General features: G+C 57.8%; 12 protein-coding genes. All 12 read right to left on the reverse strand.

What is annotated here, in order from left to right; translation table 11 throughout:
• Nucleotides 1-23: 23 nt before the first annotated feature.
• The 12 genes from GOB86_RS00390 to cysC all read right to left on the reverse strand — a co-directional run bounded on the left by GOB86_RS00390 (nt 24) and on the right by cysC (nt 13,154).
• Nucleotides 24-863: a lipid-binding SYLF domain-containing protein gene (locus tag GOB86_RS00390; protein WP_165990432.1), complete on the reverse strand. Its 840-nt coding sequence runs from the start codon at nt 861-863 to the stop codon at nt 24-26.
• Between the two features lie 87 nt (nt 864-950).
• Nucleotides 951-1,751: an inositol monophosphatase family protein gene (locus GOB86_RS00395; protein ID WP_165990433.1), complete on the reverse strand. Its 801-nt coding sequence runs from the start codon at nt 1,749-1,751 to the stop codon at nt 951-953.
• 172 nt (nt 1,752-1,923) lie between these two features.
• Entirely contained in the window at nt 1,924-2,835 is a 912-nt protein-coding gene (locus GOB86_RS00400) for a lysophospholipid acyltransferase family protein (protein WP_165990434.1), read from the reverse strand.
• Nucleotides 2,832-3,818 (reverse strand): tetraacyldisaccharide 4'-kinase, encoded by a 987-nt coding sequence (gene lpxK / locus GOB86_RS00405; protein WP_165990435.1) that lies wholly within the window; start codon nt 3,816-3,818, stop codon nt 2,832-2,834. Before lpxK ends, GOB86_RS00400 begins: the two co-directional genes overlap by 4 nt.
• Nucleotides 3,812-5,809, reverse strand: a complete 1,998-nt coding sequence (locus tag GOB86_RS00410; protein ID WP_165990436.1) for a glycosyltransferase N-terminal domain-containing protein — start codon at nt 5,807-5,809, stop codon at nt 3,812-3,814. The genes lpxK and GOB86_RS00410 overlap by 7 nt, the downstream gene beginning before the upstream one ends.
• Before the next feature lie 4 nt (nt 5,810-5,813).
• Nucleotides 5,814-6,305 carry a DUF934 domain-containing protein gene (locus tag GOB86_RS00415; protein ID WP_165990437.1) on the reverse strand — a complete coding sequence of 164 codons (492 nt, stop codon included), beginning with the start codon at nt 6,303-6,305 and terminating at the stop codon, nt 5,814-5,816.
• Nucleotides 6,292-7,986: a nitrite/sulfite reductase gene (locus GOB86_RS00420; RefSeq protein ID WP_165990438.1), complete on the reverse strand. Its 1,695-nt coding sequence runs from the start codon at nt 7,984-7,986 to the stop codon at nt 6,292-6,294. Before GOB86_RS00420 ends, GOB86_RS00415 begins: the two co-directional genes overlap by 14 nt.
• 23 nt (nt 7,987-8,009) lie before the next feature.
• Complete coding sequence (locus tag GOB86_RS00425; protein ID WP_165990704.1) at nt 8,010-8,357, reverse strand: DUF2849 domain-containing protein; 348 nt, start codon at nt 8,355-8,357, stop codon at nt 8,010-8,012.
• Nucleotides 8,358-8,438: 81 nt separating this feature from the next.
• Entirely contained in the window at nt 8,439-9,503 is a 1,065-nt protein-coding gene (locus GOB86_RS00430; RefSeq protein WP_165990439.1) for an ATP-binding cassette domain-containing protein, read from the reverse strand.
• Nucleotides 9,500-10,303: a sulfate ABC transporter permease gene (locus GOB86_RS00435; RefSeq protein ID WP_165990440.1), complete on the reverse strand. Its 804-nt coding sequence runs from the start codon at nt 10,301-10,303 to the stop codon at nt 9,500-9,502. The genes GOB86_RS00430 and GOB86_RS00435 overlap by 4 nt, the downstream gene beginning before the upstream one ends.
• Nucleotides 10,300-11,151 (reverse strand): sulfate ABC transporter permease subunit CysT, encoded by an 852-nt coding sequence (gene cysT / locus GOB86_RS00440; RefSeq protein WP_165990441.1) that lies wholly within the window; start codon nt 11,149-11,151, stop codon nt 10,300-10,302. The genes GOB86_RS00435 and cysT overlap by 4 nt, the downstream gene beginning before the upstream one ends.
• A 122-nt stretch (nt 11,152-11,273) precedes the next feature.
• A complete protein-coding gene (gene cysC / locus GOB86_RS00445) occupies nt 11,274-13,154 on the reverse strand; it encodes an adenylyl-sulfate kinase (RefSeq protein WP_165990442.1) in 1,881 nt (626 codons plus the stop codon).
• Nucleotides 13,155-13,160 lie beyond the last annotated feature (6 nt).

Consider the following 13,160-nt stretch of genomic DNA (forward strand, 5'->3'; position numbering starts at 1 on the left):
GGTACGATCTGGCCCTGAGTATTCTAGCGCGTACCGGAGCGGGCAGGGGACAGGCTTTCCTGCTGGATTCCGCCACTTGGGGCCGTCACGCCCGTGCTATCGCTATCAATCGCATCAGTCGTGGCTGCACTTCCACCTACGCGAGGAGCCGTTGTGGCTGATGTCTGGGCTCTGCGGGCATAGCGCATGAGAACACTACGCAAGGGGTCAGCGTCCGGATTATTGACCCGCATGCTCACAACAATATCTTCCGGGCCAACGCTCTGTTTGTAGTAAGCTCGGTTTTCGTCACTGTAGACTGTCAGCTTGCTGCCGCCGAGTGACGCACCCGCAAACACACCCTGAGATTTCTGGGCGACCAGAATATCCGTATTGCTCGCACCGGCATTGGAGCTGGCCACGGCCGTGCTCATATTGGCAAAGGACGCACCCGCATTGGAGCCAAACTGGAACTGGCTATCCAGCAGCGCCTGAAGACCACGATCGGTCATGATGAAAAAAACAATCTGGGAACTCTGCACACCAAACTGGATGCCAAAGGAAGCAGAACTCAGCTTGTAAAACGCAGGATCAGACCATGAGCCTCGGGCATCTTTTGCCAGCAGCACGCATTCTCCATGCGCGCCACCAAAAGCGATAGACATCCGGAACATGGCCGGGCAGACCATCACAGCACGCGCCTTGGCCAGATTGCTCACCAACGGGCTCTGGCCATTTGCACCAAGAAAAATGTCCTGCACGCTCAATGCCGCTTTATCAACGGTGGATTGCGCACTGTCAGCTGTCTGCGCATGTGCGCCAGATGCCAGCATGGTCGCGGCAAGGACCAGAGAAACTGAAGACAGCCGTTTAAAGAAATGCATTCCGGGTTTCTCCACGATAAGCCGGTAAATTGGCGTTTAAAAAAGCATGCTTTTGTGGCGCGAGAAAGGCCTGTCTTTGTTTTGTTTTTATTCCAGTGGAATGGAAACCGCTTTGGCCAAAACGGGTCCAATGTGCGGGTTAGCGGCCAGAATGGTAGCGCCTCCGGTCAACCCGCCATTTTGCAGGAATGGAGAAACAACAGCCCCGGCTTCGGCCAGTAGCGGCAGGGCTGCGGCCACGTCCCACAGGTTGATAACAATTTCAATATAGCCATCAAGCCGACCACTGGCCACATCCGCCAGAGCCAGTGCTCCACACCCGCCCGAGCGGGGCATTGTGCCAAGCTCCATAATGGCGTCCATTTTATCCATAAAAACAGACTTGGGCACGCGCCCACTCCAGCCCATTTCAATCATGGATCGGGCCGGGTCCTTTATGGGGGATGCCTTGATAGGTTTTCCGTTCAAAAAAGCCCCATACCCACGTAGGGCCGTATAGACCTCGCCCAATGCCGGAGCATCAATCACACCGGCTACGGGTTCATCCCCGTCCATCAGACCGAGCGATACACACCACCGGCACCGGCCACGGGCATAATTGGATGTGCCATCAATAGGATCCACAACCCAGCGCAGGCTACCTGTGCGACTTACGCCACCTTCTTCCCCCTGAAAGCCATCTTCAGGAAAGAGAGCCTGCATCCGCTGTGCAATAAATGCTTCCACCGCGCCATCTGTTTCCGTCAGCCAATCCTGAGCAGACTTCAGTTCCCCCTGCGGTCCACCCGGCGGTGGCCGCATGGCCATGGCCATGCGGGCGGCGTCATGCACAACAGCCCGCGCGGCTTCCAGTCGGTAGGCAAGGGCAGGGCTGGGGAGGGCTGACATGGAAATGGCTACTCCAACAAAAATGCAAACGCCGCCACCATACCGCCAAGCCCGTTACAGGGCGACCCGCTTTATGCGGCATCCTTCCGCATGCCAGATATTTCTGTAACCAGTAAAATTAGGACCAGACGTAAAGCCGCGTTGGTGCCGGATGTTACGCTGGCATACGCACTTACCGGTACAGGTCTTTTGCCCAGCGCCGATGCAGCCACAGCCAGCTTGAGGGGTTTTTTCTGATCCAGACCTCCAGCCGGTCATTCACCATTTGCACCAACAAATGCATATCCTTGCGTTTATCTCCCGTATTGGGCAGGTCCAGTGGGGGTTCGACAACAATACGCAGCCGTGCTGGCCCCAAACGCTCCACATAACCGGGAATAACCGGGCAACGATACCGCAGCGCCATGGCGGCTAGGGCTGGTGCCGTCATGCTCGGACGATTAAAAAACGTAGCCTCGATGCCATCATTCATTTTCTGGTCAACAAGCATGCCCAGACGCCCACCAGCAGCTATGTAGGCCAAGGATTCCCGCGCACCTCTGGCCCCTTTGGCAAAAAGCGGAACAGACATCCCCCCCATAGCCCTGTTGCGCAGGGTGCGTAGCAGCGCATCCACCAGCGGATTACCGGCCGCACGATAAAAGGACGCAAAGGCCGCACCATGCTTTGCTGCGGCTGGGGGCAGCATTTCCCAATTACCGATATGGCCCGAAACAAACAGGACAGGCCCATCACACAGTGCCTGTTGCTCCAGATACTTGGCTCCCTGCACCTCAAACCCCGGCCCTGTAAGGGTATTTTCCTCAAGAGAGGCAAGATGGGGTAATTCGCCCAAAGTCCGGCCCAGATTTTCCCAGACCCCCCGTACGATCCGTCTGCGTTCGGGGCGGTCCAGTTCCGGCATGGCCAGTTCCAGATTACGTTCTATAACCCGAGACGTCGGGAGAAGCGGCCCAACAGCACGGCAGAAAAGACCGAGCAGGCTGGAAGAGTGGTCTGGGCGCAAGCGCTCCAGAACGCGCACCAACCCAGTGGCCACCATAGCTTCCAACCTGTAGCGCAGGGTAACAATCCGGCGGCTCATACCGACGTGGCCAAAAACATATCCAGCAGGCGTTCTCGCTCTTCCGGGTTCTGCCAGACAAGCCGCACACCCACCTCTACAACATTAAGACGAAAACCGCGGGGCAGGCGCATGGCATCCTTGGGGGTTGTAACAAGTTGTGCGCCCAGCCCATCGGCCAGTGCCTGAAGCCGTTTTATATCGCGCGGGTTATACGCATAATGGTCGGGGAAAGGAAGCGTTTGGGCCAGAACCAGCCCGGCGGCACGCAGCCCATCAAAAAATTTATCCGGCCGTCCTATTCCGGCAAAGGCCACACAGGGGCGTTCAGTAATCCGCTGGGGGAGCCCAACCTGTTCCAGATCAGCCCATAATACGGGCAGGGAGACACTCCGCCTGATGACATCCGTCTGGTCCTCTCCGATCATCAGCACCGCATCCACCCGGGCCTGAGCATCTTCAACCCGCTCCCGCAATGGGCCTGCGGGCAGAACATGCCCATTGCCAAACCCCACCGCACCATCGACGACCAGAAGCGAAAACGTTTTCTGCAAGGATGAATTTTGCAACCCGTCATCCATGATCAGACAGTCCGCCCCAGCTTGCACGGCCTGCCGCGCAGTTGCGGCGCGATCCCCCCCAACCCATACCGGGCAGTAACCCGCCAGCAGCAAGGGTTCGTCTCCCACTTGCCGCGCTGTATGAATGGCAGGATCAACCCGGATACCACCTGCCTCCCGCCCACCGTAACCACGCGTCAGAACATGAGGGCAGCACCCGCGTGCAATCAGGCGTTGCACCAGATCAATCACCACAGTGGTTTTGCCTGTTCCCCCCACCGTTACATTGCCGCAGCACAGCACTGGCACGGGAGCCCGCCACCCGGACCTACGCATTCTGCGCCGCGCGACAACACCAACGCCCCACGCAATGGGAGCGAGAAGAGTTGGCCATAATCTGGCCTGTGGGTTAGCCCAGAACGCCGGTGGAGACAGCCTTACCATACGAGTGCGAGAACCTGCTTTGCCAGATCATCGGGCAAAGTCTCATTCACCGTTGCGACTTTTTGTGCCTGCTGGCCCATGCGTATCCGCTCCTCGGGGCTGGCAAGCATCTGCCCGACCCATGCCGCCATGGCACGGTCATCATGCACAACCTGAACGCTACCGCGCAGGGCCTGAAAAGCTTCCTCAAAATTATGAATGAGCGGGCCGGTCGCCATGGCACAGTCCATCCGCGCGGGTTCAAACGGATTATGCCCCCCACCATGGCAACCGGGCAGGCTGTTGCCAATAAAAACACAACTCGCTAACCTGAAAAAAAGCCCAAGCTCGCCCAGAGTATCGCATACCCAAAAGGCATCATCAGGGGTTGGCACCGCATTTTGGGCACGCCTTGGTGCGGCATTTAACCCGTTCGCAATATCTGCCCCCCGCTCTGGGTGACGTGGCACGATAATGGTCAGCAGATCCGGGTGTATCTGGCGCACAATATCCGCAGCACGCGCAACCTGCTCTTCCTCCCCCGCGTGCGTGGATGCGGCCACAAAAACGGGACGTGCACCTATCATGGCCCGCAGTCGCGCCAGTTCGGGTTCGTCCACAGGCAGGGCGGGGGCCGCGGTTTTCAGATCACCGGGCATGAACTGGGTAACCGCGCCCAGGGAGCGCAGGCGCAGAGCATCTTCTTCCGTCCGGGCGGAAACCCACGCAAAAGGTTCCAGCATCCGCCGCGCAACACCGGGTAAATGGCACCATAGCCGGAAGGAAGATGCCGACATACGGCCATTAACCAGCACAACTGGCAGATTGCGCGCGTGACAAGCCCCGAGCACCGTGGGCCATAATTCACTCTCTGTAAAAATTGCGACCTGCGGTGCCCAATGGTCCAAAAAGCGCTGGCTCCACCTTGGCACATCGAGCGGCATAAACTGGTGCACCACCCGGTCGTGGACAAAGCGTTGCGCCACAATCTGGCTGGCCGTAACCGTGCCAGTTGTAACCAGCACATTTATATCTGCTTTTTGCCGTAAACAGGCCTGCACCAGCGGCAGGATGGACAAAGCCTCCCCCACACTGGCCGCGTGGAACCACAACAGTTTTCCACGCGGACGAGGACAAGAGGGGAAACCCATTTTTTCACGTACATGCCCGGCAACCTCTTTTCCCTTGACCTGCCGCCAACGCAGATAGAGAGGCAGAACAGGAGCCAATAGCACTCCCAGCCCTTTCCACACGCGGGAAGGACATGTTGCACGCGGCCTGAGAACAACAGAGTGCTCGCCTGTACGGGGTTGTTCCTCCCGGGCCGCCTGATCCATCAGTGTGTTCAGGTGTGTTTGCAGGCTTACGGCTGTTTCCTGCTCAGGATCTGTAACAGCCGCAGGCCATACTGGCGCGCCACTTACAAACACTCCACGGCCAAAGGGGAGTGGGAGCACCATCTTATCCCATGATTTCAGGCGTATGCCACTACAGGATGCTCCCATGGGAATAACCGGCCTGCCAGCAAAACGCGCCAGAGCCTCGGCCCCCCGTCGGGTCTGGCGGCGTGGCCCACAAGGGCCATCGGGCGTAATGGCAACCAGACAACCATGCAGCAGGCTGGCGCGCATGCGCCGCATGGCAGCAGCCCCGCCTTTGCTTTTTCCTCGTGTGTCCGAAGAACCGGCTATGGACCATATCCGCCATGGTGCCACCACATCGGCAATGACCCGGCCATCGCTATTACGGCTCACCAGCACGCGCAGGCTTACGGCGGGGTTCTGGCGCTCTGCCCACCACCACAATGCCGGAGTAAGGGGCAGCACCTCATGCCAGAAAGCCACAACAGCGGTGCGCCCCTCCTGACTGGTCAGGTAGAGGTAGGATTGCGGGTCAATTCTGAATGTCCAGCGTGTAGTCCGCAATGCGAACCCAAGATAAGTCCGTATGGAACACACGGCGACTGAACGAATAAGCCCGTTTACGCTCTTCCAGACTCTGGGCACCACCATGCACTCAGGGAGACAGGAACCGCCTGAATGCAAATCCTTCCGCCCGCTCGGTCAGAACAGAGGGCTGATAGGCTATGGTAATCCGCTCATGCGCCTTGTGCCATACCGCCAGATCGCTCTGATCGGGAAGAACAAGCTGGCTAACACCACATCGGAGCAGGAACTCATACTGGTCAGGCAAAAAATGCCCGGTTACGCGCACATCGCCAGTGAAGTGCAGGTGCTCACGCAGTGAGCGGGCCTGCGTAAACGCCCGGCCATCCCGAAAAATAGGGAAATGCAGACTGACCAGAGCAAGACGGGGCAGGGCTTCCTTAAGCGCATCCACCTGCTCATCCGGCTTAAGAACAACGCCTAAACGCCCGTTGCCATTGCACCCCAGCCCTTCGGACAACCGGGAAAGAGGGAGCAGAATGTCACCATCTGGCAATGGCTGATCGTCCTGAACCAGCGTCCATCCGTCCTGTACAATCTGACCGTTCTCAAGCAGTGGCATAAGCTGCGTCCTTGAATGGCGCGGCGCCTAGGCGGCGGCAGGTTTCTATAAAACGTTCGCCCGGCTTGCGCTGGACCAGATAGGTATCAACAATTCTGGCGATTGCATCAACCGTTTCATCTTCCGACATGGCCGAACCAATAATCTGGCCAATGGAGGCATCTTCCCCACTATTCCCCCCCAGAGTGATCTGGAAGGCTTCCTCCCCACGTTTATCAACGCCGAGAATACCAATATGTCCGGCATGATGATGACCGCAGGCATTGATGCAGCCCGAAATATTCAGGCGCAGCGCCCCTATTTCGTGCTGCAAGGCCGCGTTGGAAAAACGCTGGCTCAGCTTTTGGGCGATGGGAATGGACCGTGCATTGGCCAGTGCGCAGTAATCCAGACCAGGGCAGGCAATAATATCGGTAATCATGCCGACGTTGGCTGTCCCCAGACCATGAGCGGTCAATACCTGCCACAGTGCGAACAACTGGTCCTTGCGCACATGCCCGAACACAACATTCTGCAAATGGGTTATGCGCAGTTCACCAAAGCTGTACTGTTCCGCCAGATCGGCCAGCAGGTCCATCTGGGCGGATGTGACATCCCCCGGAATACCACCTGATGGTTTGCAGGAGATCGTAACACTGCAATACCCATCCTGCTGATGCGGGTGTGTGTTGGTGCCAACCCACGCGGCAAAAGCCGGATCAGCTTTTGTCTGTGTTGCCAGTTGGGCAGAGGACGCGGCCGCATCCGCCGCGAACACGGGAGTTGCAAAACGTGCACGAATGGCAGCCACCACCTGAGGTTGCAGGCGATAACGGCTGCGGTCCATGGCCATGAACTCGGCATTGACCTGATCCCGGAAAGCCCCAAGCCCCAGAGCCTGCACAAGGATTTTAATGCGGGCCTTGTAAATATTATCCCTGCGTCCATACGCGTTATACACACGCAGAACGGCTTCCAGATATGCAATCAGGTCTTCTTCGGGCAGGTCATCGCGCAGTTTTACGCCAATAATCGGGGTACGCCCCAGACCGCCGCCAACATACACCTCAAACACCGCACGCCCGTTGTCACCCTTGCGCGCAAGCAGCCCGATATCATGAAAACGGGCAGCAACCCGGTCCTGCGCACTGCCAGAGATGGCAATTTTGAACTTACGCGGCAAAAACGTAAATTCCGGGTGCAAGGTGGACCACTGACGCAGGATTTCAGCATGCACGCGTGGGTCCAGCACCTCGTCCCGCGCGGCACCGGCAAACTGGTCGGATGTCACGTTGCGAATGCAGTTCCCGCTGGTCTGGATAGCGTGCATTTCCGCATCAGCCAGAATATTCAGGATATCGGGAGTATCTTCCAGCCTGATCCAGTTGAACTGGATGTTCTGCCGCGTGGTAAAATGCCCATAATCACGGTCATACCGACGAGCAATAAGGGCCAACGTCCGCATCTGGGCAGCGCTGACAATACCGTAGGGAATAGCCACCCGCAGCATGTAGGCATGCAGTTGCAGGTAAAGGCCGTTCATCAGCCGCAGGGGTTTAAACTCATCCTCGCTCAGAGCACCGGAAATCCGACGTTGCACTTGATCACGGAACTGTTCGACCCGCTGTTTGAGGAAAGTACGGTCAACCGTGTCATATGCATACCGGCCGACGTCTGCTGGGGGCTGGGAAGAGTGGGGCATGGTCTGGGGTCCGTCGGTTTTATTCAAGAACCACTTACAGCAGCGGGGGCGGGCTGCCATAGGGGCGTAAATTCAGCATGAACACTGGGTCCATCGGCACGAATACGTTCGCGCGTGGTGCGGGGGCATGGCCCGTGCCGGGTCTGTTCTACCTGAACGCCATAAACACCCACAACGTTATCCGCGCCTGCGCGGGCATTCTGGGAGCGTAGAACGGCTTCCATTCCATCATTAGGGAACAGGCAGGCCTGAGCAATGGTCAATTGCCACTTGCCCTGCGCGTCCAGCCAGACAATCCGGCCATCAAGCAGACGGTTAGCCGTAACAACGCTACAGCCCTCAGTATCACGACGATTATTCCTGCGATCCACGCTCATACCTTTCCGCGTATTCCACGACAGAAAATTACATAAATTTTCGTCTTTATCAACATATCACGCATCAGAGGCGTATCATGCACACAAGAGCCCCTGCCGGAACAGGCGGGAGCGACTGATATCAAGCGCAACCCCCTGTACCTGCACATCGGCCTCATCAACCGGTCGATAGAACGGAATAATCCGTTCTCCAAGCTGGAGCGTATAATGCCTGTAGCCGTTGCGCGTACCTCGTGGGGCGGCATAAATGCTCAGCACATCCTGCTCGGAACTGGGTTTTTGTATGGCCATTTCGTAGGGGCGGATCATGGCCACAACCGGCCCGTCCGTCACACCTTCGGGCACTACAAATGGGATCACCAGTGCATCATCGGGGATCATGCGGCCGTGCCGGACCTCTCCGGCAAAGGATACCGCCTCACCCAGAAATTCCATAACAAATTCAGTCGCGGGCTGCTCATCCAGATCCATGGGGGAGGCATCTTGCACAATTCTGCCCGACTGCATGACCACAATACGGTCCGCCACCTCCAGCGCCTCTTCCTGATCATGGGTAACCAAAATGGTAGTCAGGCCCAGCGTATCATGCAGCTCTCGCAGCCACGAACGAATGGAGCGACGAACAATAGGGTCCAGAGCACCAAAGGGTTCGTCGAGCAGCAGAACACGCGGCCCGGTAGCCAGTGCGCGGGCCAGTGCTACACGCTGCCGCTGACCGCCAGACAGCTTTGCAGGGTGTTTGCCGCCCATGCCCTGCAACTGCATAAGCTCCAGCAACTCTTCCACCCGTTTGGCAATCTGGGCGCGGGCAGGGCGCTCTGCACGAGGTTGCACGTCCAGCCCAAAGGCAATATTGCGCGCAACCGTCATATGCGGGAACAGGGCGTAATTCTGGAATACAAACCCCATCCGGCCGGCACGGTCTTTTACACTGGTCATGGGTCTGTCATCGAGCAGCACGGAACCGCTGTTGCAGTTATCCAGCCCGGCTATGGCGCGCAGCAGGGTGGTTTTACCAGCCCCCGAAGGCCCGACCAGTGCAACAAAGGCGCCATCGGGCACCTTGAGCGACACGTCATCCAGCAGTCGCTGCTGGGCGCCCGGTGCCAGACGGACCAGATTGCAGACCTCAATACTCACGCCTTTTTCTCCTGCAATCTTGCAATCCACTCTGGTGCCGACCTCAGCAGAACAGCACTCATGGCCATAAGGGCCAACAGGGCTGCCATGGTAAAGGCCGCTACCGACTGATACCCGTTGTACAGATTTTCAATATGTAGCGGCATGGTCTCCGTCTCGCCCGGAATATGCCCAGACACAACGGAAACGGCCCCGAACTCCCCCAGTGCGCGGGCAGTTGTCAGCAGCACACCAGACAGCAGGGCACCGCGCACGCCGGGCAGGGTTACGTGCCACAAAACCTGCCAGAACCCGGCCCCGGCCAATACGGCAGCTTCCTCCGCGTCGCGCCCCTGCACCTCCATGACCGGCATGACCGTGCGCACGACGTAAGGCAGCGTTACAAACAACGTGGCCAGAATAATACCCGGCACGGCAAAGGCAATATGGATATTCCACCGCTCCAGCATGGGGCCAAACCAGCCTTGCGCGCCAAACAGCAAAAGCCAGACAAGACCAGAAACAACGGGGGAAATGCTCAGCGGCAATTCCACCAGAATTTGCAGGAACTGCCGCCCCGGAAACCGGAATTTAACCAGCACCCACGCCGCCAGAATACCAAAAACGGTATTAAGTGTAACGGCTACGGCACTGACCCGGAGCGTCAGCCAGATGGCTGACTGCGCATCCGGGTCGGACAATGTGGCAAGCGATGCCACCAGACCGTCCTTGAGTGCTTCTGTCAAAACCAGTGCCGGGGGGGTTACCAGCACAACAAGAATAAAAAGCCAGCTTGCAACCCACACAACGTAACGGGTCATGCTGGCTCACTCCACAAAGCAAAACGACGGCGAAATCCACCAATCAATGCGAGTGACAGAAGCGAAACACACAACAGCACCAGAGCAATGGCGGTGGCACCCGGATAATCAAACTCCTGCAACCTGACCACAATCAGCAACGGCGCGATTTCGCTTTTAAACGGCTGATTTCCCGCAATAAAAATAACGGACCCATATTCCCCGATGCCACGGGCAAACGCCAGACCAAACCCGGTTATGAGGGCGGGCAGGATGGGGGCTGCAATAATCCGCAAAAAAATCTGCCATGGCCGTGCCCCCAGCAGGTGGGCAGCCTCTTCCAGATCCTGCGGTAAATTGCGCAAAACCGGCTCCACCGCGCGCACCACAAAAGGCAGACCAACGAACATGAGCGCCAGCACAATACCGGCCTTGTTGTAGGAAACACTGACACCAAATACCGCCAGCAAGGACCCAAGCCACCCATGCGGTCCATACAGCGTTGCCAGCGTAATACCAGAAACAGCCGTGGGCAGAGCAAGGGGCAGGTCGATCAGTGCATCCGCCAGACGGTGCCCCGGCAGGTTCCCCCGCGCCAGTGCCCATGCCAGCAAAAGCCCACAGGGAATATTGCAGGCCGCGGCAATGGCGGCGCAGGAAAAGCTTGTCCACAAGGCCGCCAGCATGCGGCTGTCATGCAAGGCACCCAGCATGGCGGCAGGGCCACCCTGCCAAGGATAAACCAGCAGGGTCGACAATGGCAGGATAATAAAAAAGCCTGTCCACGCCAGTGTAAGCGTTAATGACAGCCTGTAACCGGGCAGGGCGGAACCACCAGCTTTAAAAAAAGCAAGACGTGACAGTGTCATGACACAGCACTCATATATCTGCCTGCCCACCTTTTAGAAAATCATACCTTACAGGCGAACAACGCGACCTGAAAAGTGGCTGCCTGGCGCTTTAGCCCCTGACAGCCACTTTTGCTGTCATGTCAGGAACGCACGCGGGCGTTGCCACCTGTGCGCACACTGCCTTCCACGAAGGACACAAGCTGAGAGACAGCTTTTTCCACGCTTCCGTTATCAGTCGCTACACGCAGGGCCGGAGCCTGAGGCGCCTCATAGGGAGCATCAATCCCTGTAAAGCCGCTAATCTTGCCTGCACGGGCTGCTGCATACAGGCCTTTGGGGTCACGCTGCTCGCAGGTGCCCAGATCGGCATCTACAAACACTTCCTCAAACCCTTCACCAATAATCTGGCGGGCCAGTTCGCGGTCCGAACGTAAGGGGGAGATCAGGGCTACCAGCACAACCTGTCCGGCATCGCGCAGAATACGCGCCACTTCGGCCGCCCGGCGCACGTTTTCGGTCCGGTCGGCCTCGGCAAAGCCAAGGTCCTTGCACAGCCCAGCACGCAGCGTATCACCATCGAGTACGCTTACGTCCACACCTGCGGCAAACAGAGCATTTTCTGCCGCGCGAGCCAGTGTGCTTTTCCCCGCACCCGACAGGCCAGTCAGCCAAAACACGCTGCCCTTGTGGCCTTTAACACGCTGGCGGTCCTGTGTACTAACAGCGCTGGCACTCGGATGAATGGCTTTTTCACCCACAGCAATTTCAGCCGGACCAATAAGGGGTGCGCCCCCCACAATACGCTGCTGCAGGTCAACCAGAACACCACGCCCATCTGGCGTACCCGGTGCGAATGCATCGAACTGAATGTTCTCCGCTGCGGCCAGCGTAATTTCCGCAAAGCCTTCGGGGGGTACTTCCGTGCCCGGATACATGGTCAGGTCGTCAAGATTAACAACGGACTCAATGCTGGTTACGGTCACCGCATGTTCTGCCGTTGCCAGACGCAGGCGGAAGCTCTCACCCACACGAAGGGGCTCCTGCCGCAGCCAGAACAGGCGGGCACGTACGCGTGATGCCTGTGTGGGCGGGGTATCCACGTGGTGCAGCAGATCGCCACGGTCGGGAATAACATCGGGCTCAAGCGTGACCGCAATGGACTGGCCAGCCGAAGCACTGACATGTGGGGCCGTATGCCAGCTTTCGATCGAGGCGATACGGGCAGGGGTCTTTTGTGTGCCAATGACAACAGTGTCACCCACACGTACCCGGCCACGCTCGATACGGCCAGCCACGTAACGCTTGTCACCAAAGCGGTACACATCCTGCACGGGAAAACGCAGCGCCAGTTCCGAGCGGGATGCGGGTGTTGGCACACGCGCCAGTGCTTCGGTCAGGGTTGGACCTTTGTACCACGCCATACGGTCGGAGCGGCTGGCAATATTATCACCATCACGGGCGGAGGCCGGAACAAAATAGGCGGCTTCCAGCCCCAGCTTGCCCAGAAGCTCGTTAACCGAGACCTCAACAGCCTCAATTTTGGCCTGATCAAAATCCAGAAGATCGACCTTGTTGAGCAGCACAATAACGTGCCGGATCCCGATCAGATGCAGCAGCATGGCATGACGACGGGTCTGCTCACGCGCACCTTCCACCGCATCCACCACCAGCACGGCGGCCTCTGCGTCAGCAGCACCTGTGATCATGTTACGCAGGAACTGACGATGGCCGGGAGCATCGACAATAACATATTCGCGCGAACCCAATTTGAAGGGAATGCGGGTCGAATCAACGGTCACGCCCTGATCGCGTTCGATCTGGAGAGAGTCGAGCAGAAAGCTCCACTCGATCTTCAGGCCGCGCTTTTTGGACGACTCAATAATCTGGGCGACCTTGCCGTCCTGCAGGTTATCCGTGTCATGCAAAAGACGCCCGATAAGCGTGGATTTACCATGATCAACATGCCCCACGATTACAATCGGTGTTGCGGCATCCTGAGAAGAAGAAATCGTATCACTCATTTTCGT

It is taken from the genome of Acetobacter lambici, from assembly GCF_011516885.1.
In the GTDB taxonomy this organism is placed as follows: Bacteria; Pseudomonadota; Alphaproteobacteria; order Acetobacterales; family Acetobacteraceae; genus Acetobacter; species Acetobacter lambici.